This window comes from Microbacterium sp. zg-Y818 (assembly GCF_030246905.1).
GTDB lineage: Bacteria > Actinomycetota > Actinomycetes > Actinomycetales > Microbacteriaceae > Microbacterium.
In genome coordinates, this window is sequence record NZ_CP126741.1 from 165809 (window position 1) to 182624 (window position 16816).

Here is a 16816-nt window from a genome sequence, read left to right on the forward strand (position 1 = left end):
GAATACTCGGCACCGCGAATACTCAGTCGCGAGCGGAGGGTGTGGGGGTGACACAACGCGGGGGCGGCACGGCGGCGGATGCCGGTGTGGAGACTGTCCAAACGGCTTGAGGGGTTGTTGTGGGACACCTACGGTCGGAGGATTCCGTCCCACCTCGCCGAAGGGTGCATCATGACCGACGCTGCCGTCCGTCCCCGCAAACCCGCCACCAGCAAGCGCACGCCCGCCGGTGGCGCGCCTACCGCCGCGCACACCGCCGACGAGGCTCACGAAGCGCGCATCGACATCGACGCCGTCACCGATCTGCTGCTGGGCACCTGGGCCGACACGCGGCGCGAAGCGCGCGAGATGGTCAAGGACCCCGCCCTCTGGCGCGTCGATGGCCTGTCGATGGCCGAGCACCGCGAACGCGTGCTCGAGCAGCTGCGCATCGTGGTGAGCCACGGCGGCTCGCGACGCGCCTACCCGAAGGAGTACGGCGGACTCGACGACAACGGCGCCAACGTCGCCGCGTACCTGGAGCTGGTGCTCGCCGACCCGAGCCTGCAGGTCAAGGCGGGCGTGCAGTGGGGCCTGTTCGGCTCGGCGATCCATCACCTCGGCACCAAGCCCCACCACGACAAATGGCTGCACGACGTGATGACCCTCGACCTGCCCGGCGCCTTCGCGATGACCGAGACCGGCCATGGCTCCGACGTCGCCGCGATCGGCACCACGGCGACCTACGAGCCCGAGACCGAGGAGTTCGTCATCCACACCCCGTTCCGGGGCGCGTGGAAGGACTACCTCGGCAACGCGGCCCTGCACGGACGGGCGGCGACGGTGTTCGCCCAGCTGATCAGCGGCGGCGTCAACTACGGCGTGCACTGCTTCTTCGTGCCGCTGCGCGACGAGAACGGCGAGTTCCTCCCCGGCGTCGGCGGTGAGGACGACGGCGTCAAGGGCGGGCTCAACGGCATCGACAACGGCCGCCTGCACTTCGACCAGGTGCGCATCCCTCGCACGAACCTGCTCAACCGCTACGGCGACATCGCCCCCGACGGCACCTACTCCAGCGAGATCGCCAGCTCTGGGCGTCGCTTCTTCACGATGCTCGGCGCACTCGTACAGGGGCGCGTCTGCATCGAGGGCGCGGCCACCAACGCCACCGCCGCGGCCCTCACGATCGCGGTGACCTACGGCAACCAGCGTCGCCAGTTCGACAGCGGTAGCGGCACCGACGAGGTCGTGCTGCTGGACTACGCCCAGCACCAGCGTCGCCTGCTGCCGCGCCTGGCGGAGGTGTACGCGCAGCATTTCGCCGGCGACGAGCTGATCAAGAAGTTCGATGGCGTCTTCAGCGGACGCAAGGACACCCCTGACGAACGCGAGGACCTCGAGACGCTCGCGGCGGCACTGAAGTCGATGTCGACGTGGAACGCGCTGGACACGATCCAGGAGTGCCGGGAGGCGTGCGGCGGAGCCGGCTTCCTTGCGGAGAACCGGCTCGTGGGCCTGCGCGCCGACCTCGACATCTACGCCACCTTCGAGGGCGACAACACCGTGCTGCTGCAGCTGGTGGGCAAGCGCCTGCTGAGCGACTTCGCGAAGCAGTTCAAGGGCGCGGATGCCGCAGCGCTCGCCCGCTTCGCCGTCGGTCAGACCGCAGGCAAGGTCTTCCACGGCGCAGGCCTGCGCCGCCTCGGCCAGACCGTCACCGACTTCGGCTCCACCGCCCGCTCGGTCGAGCTGGGCCTGCGCGCCGACCAGCAGCACGACCTGCTGTCCGGACGGGTGCAGCAGATGGTCGCCGACATCGCCGGGCGGCTGCGTCCCGCGGCGAAGATGTCGCCGACGGATGCCGCGGCGCTCTTCAACGAAAACCAGTCCGAGCTCATCGAGGCCGCCCGCGCTCACGCGGAGCTGCTGCAGTGGGAGGCCTTCACCGACGGTGTGAACCGCGCCGCCGACGACGGCACCCGCCAGGTGCTCACGTGGCTGCGTGACCTGTTCGGGTTGTCGCTCATCGAGAAGCACCTCGCCTGGCACCTCATCCACGGCCGGCTGTCGACGCAGCGCGCCGCCTCGGTCTCGCGGTACATCGACCGCCTGTGTGGCCGGCTGCGCCCGCACGCCCAGGACCTCGTCGACGCGTTCGGCTTCGAGCCCGAGCACCTGCGCGCGCCGATCGCGTCGGGCGCGGAGCACGAGCGTCAGGAAGAGGCGCGCGCCCACTACGCGGCGCTCGCCGCCGCGGGCAACGCCCCGGTGTCGGAGAAGTCGCTGCGCAAGAAGTGACGCGCCGTCGGCCTCGCCTGTCGCAAATGGCGGTATAGCGTCCCGCCCAGCCGCACTTTGCGACAGGTGAGCCTGGGGAAGGGGGATGCCGCGCCCCTTGGCAGGCGAGCGCCCCACCCCGGCCGCACAGGCAACCGGCCGGGCAGCCGTGGCACGGACAGGGCCATAGGGTGGCGGGGTGAATCCCGACATCCGCCTCGGCACGGACGGCTTCGCCCGCTGCGCGTGGGCGGGCGATGACCCCGAGTACGTGCGGTACCACGACGAGGAGTGGGGCCGGCCCCTGCACGGCGATCGTGCACTGTTCGAGAAGACGAGCCTCGAGGGGTTCCAGGCTGGTCTGTCGTGGATCACGATCCTGCGCAAGCGCCCGCGGTTCCGGGAGGTCTTCGCCGGTTTCGACCCCGCCGCCGTCGCCGCCTTCGATGAGAGCGATGTCGAGCGCCTCATGGCGGATGCCGGCATCATCCGCAACCGGGCGAAGATCCTCGCTGTCATCGGCAACGCCCGCCTCGTCGCAGAGATGGCTGCGGGGGAGCTCGACACCCTGATGTGGTCGTTCGCGCCGCCGCGACACCCTCGGCCCGCCACCTTCGCCGAGGTGCCGCCCACCAGTGCCGAGTCCGTCGCCCTCTCGAAGGAGCTGCGCCGCCGCGGCTTCCGGTTCGTCGGGCCGACGACCATGTACGCGCTCATGCAGTCGGCGGGAATGGTCGACGATCACGTCGCGGGGTGCTGGCGGGCATAGCACCGCCGGCGGGGAGCGCGACCCCGCATGGGGAGTTCTCCCCACCGCGAGGGGGTGCGGCGTCCCGCTAGGGTGGACGAGGCGCCGACCCCTGGTCGGACCGACGCCACGCACATCGCCGATGAGACAAGGGGGCCTGTCTTCGTGAGGTCCTTTGCGTGGCTGCGTGCGCGTCCGCGTACGCTCGCGTCGGCGAGCGTCATCACGGTCTCAGCCGTCGCGATCACCACCATGGCCTTCCTCTACGAGGGCTTCCCGACCACCGACGTCGAGCTGAACGACGGCTCCGTCTGGGTCACCAAGCAGGACAGCTACCTCGTCGGCCGCTACAACGACGCCTCGCAGGTGCTCGACGCGGGGCTGCGCACCGTCTCGGACACCTACGACATCGTGCAGGACGGCCGCACGGTGATCGTCGTAGACGAGGCCAACGCCACCCTCGCGCCCGTCGACGTGACCACCGTCGCGACCGTCGGCGACATCGACATCCCCGCCGGGGCCACCGTCGGTGTCGGCGCTGGCACCGTCTCGGTGCTCGAGCCGCAGGACGGCACGCTGTGGATGGCTCCGGCCTCGGGCCTGCAGGCCATCGCCCCCACCAACGACCCCGTCGCCGAGTTCGGCGAGGGCGCCGTGTCTGCCACCGGCACCGACGGCACGGTCTACGTCGCCTCCCCCGAGCAGGGCACAGTCACCACCCTGCGGCTCGGGCAGGAGGTGCCGGAGTCCTCGAGTGAGACCGTCGAGGGTCTCGACGAGGGCGATGCGCTGGCGATCACGGTCGCCGGTGCCACGCCGGTGGTGCTGAACCTCACCGACGCGCGACTGTGGGTGCAGGGGCTGGGCATGCGGGACCTCGACGATGTCGATGACGCGGTGCTGCAGCATCCGTCGCCCTACGCACAGCACGTCAGCTACGCCACCGCCACAAGCCTGGTCACCGTGCCACTCGGCGACGGCCCGGTCGCCGAAACCGAGGCGGGAGCCCCGGGCTCACCGGCCGCCCCCGTGTCGCTGAAGGGGTGCGTGTACGGTGCGTGGGGCGGCTCGGCCCGGTTCGTGCGCGACTGCCCGCAGGACCGCGACGACCTCGTCGCCGACATCCCCGGCATGAGCCCGGATGCCACGGCCGTCTTCCGCGTGAACCGCGACGTGGTGGTGCTCAACGACGTCGCCACGGGCTCGGCCTGGACGGTGACCCAGTCGCTCGAACTCATCGACAACTGGGACGACATCATCCCGCCCGAAGGCGGAGACGAGACCGAGCAGACCTCCACCGAGGTGTCGGAGGAGACCTCGCTTCCCGAGCGCACCGAGGTGAACCACCCGCCGGTGGCCGAGGACGACGACTTCGGCGTTCGCCCGGGCCGAACCACGGTTCTGCCCGTGCTCGACAACGACAACGACCCCGATGGCGACGTGCTCACCGCGACCGCGCAGGGAGGGGTGTCGGTGGGCGAGCTCTCGCCCATCTACGGCGGTCGGGCCCTGCAGGTGACCGTGCCCGAGAACGCCACGGGGAGCGACACCTTCACCTACGAGGTGAACGACGGCAGGCCGGGAGGCACCGATCAGGCGACGGTGTCGCTCGAGGTGCGCCCGTGGTCGGTCAACCAGCCGCCGCTGCAGCGCAAAATTCCGGTGGTCATCGTCGAGCAGGGCGGTCAGATCACGTACGACACGCTGCTGGACTGGATGGACCCCGACGGCGACGACATGTTCCTGCGTGCGGCGACCACCGACGGCGGCGACGAGGTCGACTTCACCTCTGCGGGCGAGATCACCTTCCGCGCCATCGGCTCGGTGCAGGGCCGGCGGGAAGTGACGATCACGGTCTCCGACGGCCAGGAGGACACTGTCGGCGTCGTGCAGGTGGATGTGCGCCCCGTGGGCTCGACCAAGCCGATCACGTCGCCGGACCACGTCGTGGTGCGCGTGGGCGAGAAGACGACGATCTCGCCGCTCGACAATGACATCTCGCCCAGCGGTGCGCCGCTGCGACTCGCCCGCGTCACCGAGGTCGCCGGCGCCCAGCTCTCGCCGGATTACAACGCCGGCACCTTCTCGTTCTCTTCGTCCACGCCCGGCGTGTACTACGTGCAGTACCTCGCCACCGACGGGCCGCAGACCGTCATCGGGCTCGTGCGCGTCGACGTGCTCGCCGCCGCCGACCCCGACGAGAAGCCCATCGCGGTGCGCGACGTCGCGCTGCTGCCGTCGGGCAAGGACGTGCGCATCGACGTGCTCGCCAACGACTCCGATCCCGCCGGCGGCATCCTCGTCGTGCAGTCGGTGACCGTTCCGCCCGACGCCCGCGTCTCGGTCGCCGTCATCGACCACCGGTACCTGCTGGTGACCGACCAGTCCGGTCTCTCGCAGCCGGTCACGATCCAGTACCAGATCTCCAACGGAGCCCACTCGGCCCAGGGCGACGTCGTCGTCATCCCGATCCCCGCGCCGACGCAGCTGCGGCCGCCCGTGGCCGCCGACGACACCGTGGTCGTGCGGGCCGGCGACGTCGTCAGCATCCCGGTGCTCGCCAACGACTACCACCCGAGCGGCGACCTCATCACGCTGCTGCCCGACCTCATCGAGCCCTTGCCTGCTCCTGCCGACGGCGATGCGTTCGTGTCGGAGGACACCCTGCGCTTCCGCGCCGGCCCCGAGGCGAAGACCGTGTACGTGACCTACGAGATCGCGGATTCCCTCGGACAGAAGGATGCCGGGTACGTCACCATCCAGATCCTCGACGTCGACGTCGAGAACAACCAGGCCCCGCGTCCGCGCGACCTGACCGCGCGCGTGCTCAGCGGCGCCGAGGTGAAGATCCCGATCCCGCTGGAGGGCATCGACCCCGACGGCGACTCGGTGCAGATCGTCGGATCGTCCTCGGCGCCCGCCAAGGGGCGCATCACCGAGATCGGCGAGAACTTCCTGCGATACGAGGCCTTCGCCGACGCGGCGGGCGCCGACCAATTCACGTACGAGGTGCAGGACCGTCTCGGCCTTTCGGCGACCGCGACCGTGCGCGTCGGCATCGCGCCGGGCACCGGCGTGAACCAGGCTCCGTTCGCGGTGAAGGACGTCGTGCTGATGCGGCCGGACCGCACCGTGGCCGTGCCGGTCATGGTCAACGACTCCGATCCCGAGGGCGACAAGCTCACGCTGGTGGCGTCGGGGCTCGAGGTGCCCGAGGGCATCGTCGCCGAGGTCAAGGGCGACCGCGTCGTGATCTCCAGCGCCGAAGAGGCGGGCACGAAGACCCTCAGCTACACGATCCGCGACGCCCAGGGCGCTTCCGCCATCGGCTCGCTCGTGGTCACCGTGGACCCGGAGGTTCCGCTGCAGCCGCCGATCGCACGCGATGACCGCGTGACGATCGCCAACGTGGGGGACAGCCCCACGGTCGACGTCGAGGTGCTGCTCAACGACGAAGACCCCGACGGCGTGCGCGACGAGCTCGAGATCTCGACCGCCGACGTCGACGTCGAGGTGCTCTCGGCGGGCGTCGTGCGGGTGCCGATCGCCGATGCGGCGCGCATCGTGCGCTACGACGTCACCGACGTCGACGGGCTGACGGCCTCGGCCTTCATCCACGTGCCCGGCTTCGCCGATCTGCGCCCGTCGCTGCGCTCCACCGGCGGCATCGAGGTCATGAGCGGCGAGACCGTGGAGATCCCCCTGGCCGACCACGTCGTGGTCGCCGGGGGCGGCCGGGCGATCGTCACGGAGGCGGCGAAGGTGTCGGCCGTGCACTCCGACGGCGCGGGACTCGTGAAGGATGCCGAGACCCTCGTCTACACCTCGGCCGACGGCTACCACGGCGCCGATGCGATCACTTTCGAGGTCACCGACGGCACGGGCCCCGACGACCCCGACGGCCGGGTCGCGACGCTCACACTCCCGGTGACGGTGCTGCCGCCCGACAACGAGCCGCCGACGCTGTCGGGCGCATCGATCACCGTCTCGCCCGGTGAGGATCCCACGACGCTCGACCTTCGGGGCCTCGCTTCCGACCCCAATGAGGAGGACGTGCCGAACCTGCGGTTCGCGCTCGCCGGCCAGGTCCCGAACGGCTTCAGCGCCTCGGTCTCGGACGGCACGCTGAGCGTCTCGACGGATGCGTCGACCCCCAAGGGCACGTCCGCGAATATCGACGTCTCGGTCACCGATGGCGACAGCGACCCGGTGACGGCCACGGTGACGGCGGCCGTGGCCGCCTCGACCCGTCCGCTGGCGGTCACGACCGAGGACGTGCTTCCCGAGGCGCACCAGGGTGTCACGCAGGTGATCGACGTGCTCGCCAACGACCAGAGCCCGTTCCCGAACGACCCGCTGACCGTGATCGACGCCCAGCTCGAGGTGGGTCAGACGCAGGGGCAGCCGCGCGTGCTCGGCGACGGACGCGTGGAGGTGACGCCGGCCGGCGACTTCGTCGGGAGCCTCGTGGTGCGCTATCGCGTGCAGGATGCCACGGAGGACCCCGACCGCCTCGTCGACGGGCGCATCCGCCTGACGGTGCAGGGGCGGCCCGACGTTCCGGGCACGCCCACCGTCTCGAGCGTGCAGGACCGCACGGTGGTGCTGTCGTGGTCGTCGCCGATGAACAACGGCGCCGAGATCACCTCGTACACCGTGACCTCGACGGCGGGGAACTACACGAAGACCTGCGCGTCGACGACGTGCACGCTGGACGGGCTGACCAACAACGTGGAGTACAACTTCACGGTGACGGCGACCAACCGGGTGGGCACGTCCGACCCGTCCGCGCCGTCGGCCACGGCTCGCCCCGACGCGCGTCCGGACACGCCGCAGCCGCCGACGCTCCGCTTCGCCGACCGGGCTTTGGACGTGGCATGGACGACGCCGTCGACGCCCGGGTCGCCCGTGCAGTCGTTCGACCTCGAGATCTCGCCTGCGCCGCCCTCCGGCGCGACGCAGAAGACCGGCGTCACCGGCAACGCGCTGCGCTGGGAGGGGCTGGAGAACGGCACGGCGTACCAGGTGCGCGTGCGCGCCGTGAACCGGGCGCCGGAGCCGTCGAGCTGGAGCAGCTGGTCGCCCAGCGAGATCCCTGCCGGTCCCCCCGCCGCCCCCGGCGCACCGTCGACCGAGCGCCTGTCGCCCGTGGGCGCCCAGGCCCAGCTTCTGGTGTCGTGGGGTCAGCCCGCGACCAACGGAGCGGCGATCAGCTCCTACACGCTGCGTGTGCTGCGCGGCGGCACGGTGGTCAACACGATCCCCGTCGCCGGCGGACAGACGTCGCAGGCCGTCAACGTGGATGCCTCGACGACCGACTACACCTTCACGGTCGCCGCGACCAACAAGGCCGGCCAGGGGGAGTTCAGCGCCCCCTCCGCCCCTCGGCGCGCCTTCACCCCTCCCGGCGCACCCGGCGCGGTCAGCGCGTCGCCGGGCGACCGCTCGATCTCGATCAGCGTCCCCGCCGGCGCGGGCAACGGAGCCAACCCGGGCGAGCTGGACTACGAGTTCTCGCTCAACGGCGGCGGCTGGAGCGGGGCGTGGGCGAGCCTCAACAAGGGTGCGACCATCACCGGCACGATCGGGGGCGTAGCCAACGGCACCGGATACACCGTCGCCGTCCGGGCGGTGAACCGCATGGACGGGCAGAACTACGCCGGGCCCGGTTCGCCGGCATCCAACCAGGTGGTTCCCTACGGCGCGCCGAACGCCCCAGGGGTCAGCGCCCAGCGCGACGGCACCTCGGTGGTGTTCAACTGGTCCAAGCCCGCGCTGAACGGTCGCGACGTGACGGTGCAGATCAGCATCAACGGGGGCGACTGGCAGAGCGTCGGCGGGAACGGCAGCAGTCGCGCCGGCAACGACTACGACCAGACCCACTCCATCCGCGCGCGGGCCGTCGACACCGAGGGGCAGGTGAGCGGGGAGAGTTCCGCCCAGGCGTCCACGGCGCCGCGGCCTGCCCCGCAGAACGGCGCGCAGACCGTCAAGGGTGCGTACAAGTCCGGCTGCAACACCGCGTGCTACTACTTGGCAGTCACCACCGAGCGCGACTTCCCCGCCGGCAGCTACACCTACAGCTGCCTCGCCAACGGTCGCAAGTTCAACGACTGGGACGGGCCGGTGCACATCGCGGCCGGGACGACGACGCAGATCCAGTGCTGGTACGGCAACGCGGGCCACACGGTGCAGGTGCAGCTCAACGGCATCCCCGGAGCCAGCCAAGCCAAACCGACGACCTGGTGACCGAATGACGAACAAGGAGACACCCGGATGACGATGACCGTGGAGCAGGCAGCATGGTTCCGTGACACCTTCACACGCCTGGCCGACAACGTCGGTCAGGCCGTGCTGGGCAAGGACGAGGTGGTGCGCCTCGTGCTGACAGCCATGCTCGCCGAGGGCCACGTGCTGCTGGAGGATGCCCCGGGAACCGGCAAGACGAGCCTCGCGCGCGCCCTGGCGGCAACAGTGCAGGGCACCAGCAGCCGCATCCAGTTCACCCCCGACCTGCTGCCGTCCGACGTCACCGGTGTGACGATCTACGACCAGGCGACGCACAAGTTCGAATTCCACAAGGGGCCTGTGTTCGCGCAGGTGGTGCTGGCCGACGAGATCAACCGCGCCTCGCCGAAGACGCAGTCGGCGCTGCTGGAGGTCATGGAGGAATCCCGCATCACCGTCGACGGCGTCGCCCACGAAGTCGGCCGGCCGTTCCTGGTGATCGCGACCCAGAACCCGATCGAGCAGGCGGGCACGTACAAGCTGCCCGAGGCGCAGCTGGACCGCTTCCTGCTGAAGACGACCATCGGCTACCCCGACCTGGCGGCAGCCGAGCGCATCCTCTCCGGCTCCGCCGACCGCAACCCCACCGCCCGGCTGCAGCCGGTGGTCACCGCCCACGCCGTCGCCGAGATGGCCGACCTCGCTGCGTCCGCCCACGTCGACCCGGTGCTGCTGCGCTACGCCGCCCAGCTGGCCGAGGCCACCCGCGAGAGCCGGGAGACCATGCTCGGGGTCTCGGTGCGCGGCATGCTCGCCATCGTGCGGGCCGCCAAGGTGCGCGCCGCATCCGAAGGCCGCCATTACGTGCTTCCCGACGACATCAAGACCCTCGCCCTGCCGGTGTGGAGCCACCGGATCGTGCTCGACCCCGAAGCGGAGTTCTCGGGCGTCACCCCCGAGAGCATCGTGCAGCGCGTGCTCGAGGACACCCCGGCGCCGCAGGCCCGCGCGGCATGACGGCCGCCGCACAGCCGGCCGCTCCGGCCACTGCGCGCCGCGGCGTTCGGCGTGCGCCGGCGGCAGCGCGCCCGTCGCTGCGGGCGCGCTACGAGGCATCCGTCGCCCCAGCCGTCACCCCGGTGGCGCGGCGTGTCGGCCGCATCGCGGGCGTCGTCACCCCGCTCGGCTGGGGCGTCTTCGCGGTCACGGCCGTCGCCGGCATCGCCGGGATGACGCTCGGCTGGTGGGAGCTGACCACTCTCGCCATGTGCGGGGCCGCGCTGCTGGCGGTGTGCGCGGTGTTCCTCATCGGGCGCACCCAGTACGACGTCTCGCTGGACCTCACCCGTCAGCGGGTGGTCGTCGGCGAACGGGCGGTGGGGAGCCTCGAGCTGCGCAACCCCGGCACCCGCGCGATCCTCCCCGCCCGCGTCATCCTCCCCGTCGGCCAGGCGCGGCCGGTGTTCGAGGTGCCGCGGCTGCGGCCGGGAGCGACCCATGACGATCTGTTCGCCATCCCCACCACGCGTCGCGGGGTGCTCACCGTCGGCCCGGTCAGCGCCGTCCGCGGCGATCCGCTCGGCGTCTTCCAGCGAGACCAGGCCTGGAGCGATCCGCTCGAGCTCTTCGTGCATCCGCACACCGTGGGCCTGGGCAGCATGTCCGCCGGGTTCCTGCGCGACCTCGAGGGGCTTCCCACCCGCGATCTCTCGCGCGACGACGTCTCGTTCCATGCGCTGCGCGAATACGCACCGGGCGACGACCGCCGGCATGTGCACTGGCGCTCCACCGCCCGCACCGGCAAGCTCATGGTGCGACAGTTCGAAGACACCCGTCGCTCGCACATCGTCGTCACGCTCTCGCGCAACGCGGGGGAGTACGCCGACCCCGACGAGTTCGAGCTGGCCGTGTCGGCCGCCGGCTCCGTAGGCGTGCAGGCGCTGCGCGACGAGCGCGACGTGTCGGTGCTCAGCCAGGACGAGTCCATCCCCGCGACCGCCGGCCGGCCGCTGCTCGATGCCCTCTCGCGCATCGAGACCGCGCACGCCGTGGCATCGACGCCCGAGCTCGCTGCCCGCGTGAAGACCGAGGCGCTGCAGGCGAGCATCGTGGTCATGCTCACCGGGTCCCGCGTCTCGCCGCAGACGCTGCGCACCGCGGCCCGCACGCTCCCCGGGGGCGCGCGGGTGCTGGGAGTGTCGTGCCGCGTCGGTGCCACCCCCGAGCTGCGACGGCTGGGGGATGCCACCATCCTCACGCTCGGCGCGCTGTCGGACCTGCCGGTCGGCCTGCGGCGGGTGCTCGCGTGAGCGCTCCGGCTGCGGCCCGTCGGCCGTTCACGCGCCGCACGGCGATCGACCTCGCTGCCGTCGCCGCCCTGATCTCGGTGTCGATCATCGGCTTCCGGCCCGCCTTCGAGGGCTCGTTCTTCCTCCTCACCGGGTTCGCCGCCCTCGTGATCGGACTGGGGATCGCCGTTCTCGCGGCGTGGCTGCGCTGGGGCGCGCTGACGGTCGCGGCCGTGACGGTCGCCGCATACTTCGTCCTCGGCGCGCCCCTCGCGGTGCCGACGACCACGATCGGCGGGGTCATCCCGTCGCTCGAGAGCATCATCGCCCTCGCCGGCGGCGTCGTGTTCTCGTGGAAGCAGTTCGTCACGGCGGTCGCGCCGTTCGAGGCATCCGACGCGTTCCTCGTCGTGCCGTTCCTCTCGGTGCTGCTGACGTCGGTGCTGGCCGGCTCCGCCGCGCTGAGGGCGCGGGCGTACGGGTGGGCGCTGCTGCCGGCGGGGCTGCTGCTCGTGCTGGCCATCGCCTTCGGCACCACCCAGCCGGCGGTGCCGATCGTGCAGGGCGCGGTGTTCGGCCTGGTCGCGGTGGGGTGGACGGCCTACCGCCGCTCGCTGTCGGCGCAGCAGTACGCCGTGGCATCCGGCTCGACCTCGACGCTCCGCCCGGGGCGACGGGTGCTCGCCGGTGCGGGGGTGCTCGTGCTCGCCATCGGCCTCGGCGCCGGTGTCAGCGCGGCGGCGGCGCCGTCGGGGCCGCGCTACGTCGTGCGGGATGCGATCCAGCCGCCCATCGACCTGCGCGACTACGTCAGCCCGCTGCAGTCCTTCCGCTCGGTCGTGCGCGACAAGGCCGACGAGACGCTCTTCACCGTCGAAGGGCTCCCCGAGGGCGGTCGCGTGCGCCTGGCGACCCTCGACGCGTACGACGGCGTCGTCTACAACGTCGCGAGCGAGGGGGCGGGATCGTCGGCGAGCTTCCAGCGCCTGGGGGACCGCATCCCCGCCACGGTCGAGGGCGACGAGGCCACCGTCACCATCGAGATCGGGTCGCTGCGCGGCGTCTGGCTTCCCGACGTGGGCTACCTCACCGGCATCCGCTACGACGGCGAGCGGGCCGACGACCTGCGCCGTTCCACGTTCTACAACCGCGCCACCGGCGTCGGGGTGGTGACGGCGGGTCTGCGGGAGGGTGACCGGTACACCCTCGACGTCGTCGTTCCCCCGACGCCCAGCCGCGGGCAGCTGGAGGAGGCGGCTGTGGCGCCCCTGGCGCTGCCTCCGCAGCGGAACGTGCCCGAGGGTGCCGCCTCGATGGCCTCGACGATGGTGGGGGGAGCGAGCACGCCCTTCGAGCAGGCTGACGCCATAGCGACGACCCTTTCGACGAAGGGCTTCTTCAGCCACGGCCTCGAGGGCGAGGCGATCTCGCGCGCCGGCCACGGCTCGGAGCGCATCCAGGCGGTGCTGGCGGCCCCGGAGCGCATGGTCGGCGACGACGAGCAGTACGCCGTCACGATGGCGCTGCTGGCCGGCCAGCTGGGTCTTCCCGCCCGGGTGGTCATGGGGTTCTACCCCGAAGAGCACGACGCCGGAGCTCCCTTCGCCGCGACGGGCGAGGATCTGCACGCGTGGGTCGAGATCGCGTTCGACGAGTACGGGTGGGTCGTGTTCGACCCGACCCCGCCCGAGGACCAGGTGCCCACCGACCAGCAGACGGTGCCGCAGACACAGCTGCAGCCGCAGACCCTGCAGCCGCCGCCCCCCGCGCAGGACCCGGTGAATCTGCCTCCGGACATCCCCGAAGACGAGGGCAACGAGGACGACGACGACGCCGACGGCTTCTCGTGGCTGACGATCCTCGGCTACATCGCCGCGGGCGTGGGTGTTCTGCTGGCACTGGCGGCGCCCTTCGTGGCTGTGCTGCTGCTCAAGCTGCGACGCCGGAGGCGCCGTCGCGAGACGGGTGCGCCGTCGGAGCGGGCGGGCGGAGCGTGGGCCGAGGTCATCGACACCGCCCACGACATGGGTGCACGGCCCCCCTCGGGCGGCACCCGCAGGGAAGAGGCGCGCGTGCTCTCCCGGACACTCGCCGTACCCGACTCCGTCGTCGTCGTCGCCGGGCGCGCAGATGCCGGAGTGTTCGCCCCGGGCGAGCCGACCGAGGAAGACGTCGAGGCGCTGTGGCGCGAGGTCGACGAGGTCATCGGGGGGCTGCACGGCTCGGTCGGGTTCTGGCGTCGACTACGATCGCGGCTGAGCCTGCGCTCGCTGCTCTCGCCCGCCGGCAAGGGTGCGCGCACCACGCGCGGCCGTTCCGCGCCCGCCGCCACGGAGGACCAGTCATGACCGAACTTCGCCGAGAGCCGACGCGCTACACCGCCGGCGAGGCCTATGCCGTCGCCGCGTCGTCGGGGGTGGCGCTGGTGGCCGCAGAGGCGCACACCGCGGTCGTCGAAGCGGTCTGGCATGCGTTGGCCGCCGGTGGTGACCTCGGCGCCGTGCTGGATGCCGCGACCGGCGCGACCGGACGCTTCGCAGACGTGCCCCCCTTCGCACTGGTCGTCCTCGCGCAGCCCCCGCGGGTGCTCGTGCGTGGCGACGTCGAGGCTCACGTGTCAGGCGCCGACGGCGCGACCCGCGTGCTCAGCGGTGCCGGCGTCGCGACGTGGAGCGAGCACGTGATCACCGACGCCCGCGAGATAACGCTGCGGGCCGGGGCCCCGGCGGGCGTCGCCCTGCCGCTCGTCGACGGCATCGTGCGCGCCGGCGGCGTGACCGTGGCGTTCCCGGCGGCGGAGGGCGCGGTGGCGGCCGTCGCCGCCGAGCCGCAGGCAGTGCTGCAGCCCGCCCCCGCGGCGGCCGCCGCCGCACCGGTGCCCACCGGCGCGCTCGTCGAGGACGTGCCGGCCTGGGTGAGCGGCGACGTGCCGGCGTTGCCCTCCGCGCCCGAGGAACACGCCGAGGAACACGCCGAGGAGCCTGCCGAGTCCGACGCGCCCGCCGAAGTGCCTGCGGGCGGTGATGCGCTCGAGACCGTGCAGTCCGACAGCGGCCGGTTCGCGCACCTGTGGGGTGAGACGGTCATGGCGTCGGTGGCGGCCGCGGCGGTGATCGACGCCCAGGGCGACGCCGAAGGCGCCGTGCCGACCCCCGCCGCCAGCGCGGCGGTGATCACCGACGCCGATGCGCCGCTCGTACGCGGCGGCGACCACGACGGCGCGACGGTCTCGCTCGCGGCCGCCCGGGCTATGCGCTCCCAGCGGCTGGGGGACGTGCCGCCCGTTCCCCGTCCGCCCTCGGCGGGGCTGCTCGAACTGTCGACCGGGCGCACCGTGCAGGTCGAGCGACCCGTTGTGGTGGGGCGGCGTCCGCGCGCGGCCCGCGTCGGCGCCGATGCGCCGCAGCTCATCACGGTGGACAGCCCCCGACAAGACATCTCCCGCAGTCACATCGAAGTGCGCCGCGAGGGCGAGACGGCGGTGGTGGTCGATCTCGACACCACCAACGGCACGGTGCTGCACCGCGAAGGCGCGAGCCCCGTGCGGCTGCACCCGGGCGAGCCGACGATGCTGGTCGACGGCGACGTGCTCGACCTCGGCGACGAGGTGACCGTGACCTACCGGGAGCAGTGATGGGCGCGTCTCGGCCACCGGCCTCTCCCCCCGACATACCGGGCTTCACCTATCGGGAGCTGCTCGGCTCGGGGGGCTTCGCCGATGTCTTCCTGTACGACCAGGCGCTTCCGCAGCGACGCGTCGCGGTGAAGGTGCTGCTCGCCGATCGACTCAGCCAGACGTCGCTGGATGACTTCGCCGCCGAGGCGAACATCATGGCGCAGCTGTCGACGCACCCGGCGATCGTCACGATCTACCAGGCCGGTGTGTCCGACGACGGCCGGCCGTACCTCGTCATGGAGTACTGCTCGCGCCCGAACCTGCAGGTGCGCTACCGCCGCGAGCCGTTCTCGATCGCCGAGGCGCTGCGGGTCGGGGTGCAGGTCGCGGCGGCCGTCGAGACCGCGCACCGCGCCGGCATCCTCCATCGCGACATCAAACCGGCCAACATCCTCGTCACCGACTACAACCGGCCGGCGCTCACCGATTTCGGCATCGCGACCGCCGGGGACAGTGACGAGGAGATCGCCGGCATGTCGATCCCGTGGTCGCCGCCCGAGGCGTTCGCCGAAGCGGGGGCGCCCGGAGTCGCCGGTGACGTGTACGCGCTCGCCGCGACCGTGTACACGCTGCTCGCAGGGCGCTCGCCCTACGAGCTGCCCGGGCAGCGCAACGGCAGCGCAGATCTGGTGCAGCGCGTGCTCACCCAGCCGCTGCCGCCGCTCGGCCGCGCCGATGCCCCGCCGTCGCTGCAGCGGGCGCTGGAGCGGGCGATGGCTCCCTCTCCGTCTGACCGCTACGCCAGCGCGCTGGAATTCGCCCGTGCGCTGCAGCGCGTGCAGCTCGAGCTGAGCATGGCGGCAACGCCCATCGACGTCATCGACGAGAGCGCCGCCCACGACGCCCCCGAGGACGACGAGGACGGCGGCCTCACCCGCATCCGGGGCATCGTGAACATCGACCCCTCGCTGCCGCCGCCCATCGTGCGTGCGCCCGGCTCGACCGCCCCCAGCGCGGGCACGACATCACCCCCCGCATCGACGACCGTCGGCGCCACGATGATGCGGCCGCAGCCGGTGCAGATGCCCACGTGGGAGAGCGCGATCCCCGAGACGACCGTGCGTCGCTCGGCGCCCCTGGCCCCGCCGAACGCAGCGGCCCCCGCGCCGGCGTTCGCCGGTCCGGACGCAACCGCACGGTCCCGCGCGACGGAGGAGAGCCCCGCCGAAGACGCGTCGGCCCCGCCGCCGCGTCCGCAGCGGCGCACCGGCGCCCTGGTCGGCGCCATCGTGGCCGCCGTCGTCGTACTCGGGGGCGGCGGCGTCGCACTCGCCGCAGGTGCCGGTCTTCTCTCGCCGGCGCCGGAGCCCTCGTCGGCGCCCGACGAGGAGGAGGGTCCGCTCGACATCCTGCCCACCGGCGGCGTGCCCGCCGTGGTGGACCTGGTGGGCACGGTCGTCGGCAACGAGGTCACCTTCTCGTGGCGCAATCCTGCCGAGGAGGAGGGCGACAGCTACCTCTGGGGCGTGCAGCGCCTGGGCGAGTCGACACGGCTGGAGTCCACCGCCGAGGCGACTGTCACTGTTCCCGCCGAGCCCGGCGGACTCACCTGCATCGAGGTCACGGTGGTGCGGGCCGACCGGCAGAGCTCGCCGACGGCGGAGGCCTGCGCGCCCTGAC

The 16816-nt window shown here is 72.1% G+C and carries 8 protein-coding genes; all 8 read left to right on the forward strand.

Annotated features, from left to right (window positions below):
- Positions 1 to 171: 171 nt before the first annotated feature.
- The 8 genes from QNO21_RS00715 to QNO21_RS00750 all read left to right on the forward strand — a co-directional run bounded on the left by QNO21_RS00715 (position 172) and on the right by QNO21_RS00750 (position 16815).
- Complete coding sequence (locus QNO21_RS00715; RefSeq protein ID WP_257519798.1) at positions 172 to 2277, forward strand: acyl-CoA dehydrogenase family protein; 2106 nt, start codon at positions 172 to 174, stop codon at positions 2275 to 2277.
- 178 nt (positions 2278 to 2455) lie between these two features.
- The gene (locus QNO21_RS00720; RefSeq protein ID WP_285178406.1) at positions 2456 to 3025 is read left to right on the forward strand and encodes a DNA-3-methyladenine glycosylase I; all 570 of its coding nucleotides are present in this window, start codon (positions 2456 to 2458) and stop codon (positions 3023 to 3025) included.
- Between the two features lie 144 nt (positions 3026 to 3169).
- A complete protein-coding gene (locus QNO21_RS00725) occupies positions 3170 to 9253 on the forward strand; it encodes an Ig-like domain-containing protein (RefSeq protein WP_257519799.1) in 6084 nt (2027 codons plus the stop codon).
- Between the two features lie 27 nt (positions 9254 to 9280).
- Positions 9281 to 10249 carry an AAA family ATPase gene (locus QNO21_RS00730; protein ID WP_257516641.1) on the forward strand — a complete coding sequence of 323 codons (969 nt, stop codon included), beginning with the start codon at positions 9281 to 9283 and terminating at the stop codon, positions 10247 to 10249.
- Positions 10246 to 11541, forward strand: a complete 1296-nt coding sequence (locus QNO21_RS00735; protein WP_257519800.1) for a DUF58 domain-containing protein — start codon at positions 10246 to 10248, stop codon at positions 11539 to 11541. Before QNO21_RS00730 ends, QNO21_RS00735 begins: the two co-directional genes overlap by 4 nt.
- Entirely contained in the window at positions 11538 to 13868 is a 2331-nt protein-coding gene (locus tag QNO21_RS00740) for a transglutaminase TgpA family protein (protein ID WP_257519801.1), read from the forward strand. The genes QNO21_RS00735 and QNO21_RS00740 overlap by 4 nt, the downstream gene beginning before the upstream one ends.
- A complete protein-coding gene (locus tag QNO21_RS00745) occupies positions 13865 to 15154 on the forward strand; it encodes an FHA domain-containing protein (protein WP_257519802.1) in 1290 nt (429 codons plus the stop codon). The genes QNO21_RS00740 and QNO21_RS00745 overlap by 4 nt, the downstream gene beginning before the upstream one ends.
- A complete protein-coding gene (locus QNO21_RS00750; protein WP_257519803.1) occupies positions 15154 to 16815 on the forward strand; it encodes a serine/threonine-protein kinase in 1662 nt (553 codons plus the stop codon). The genes QNO21_RS00745 and QNO21_RS00750 overlap by 1 nt, the downstream gene beginning before the upstream one ends.
- Position 16816: the final 1 nt, after the last annotated feature.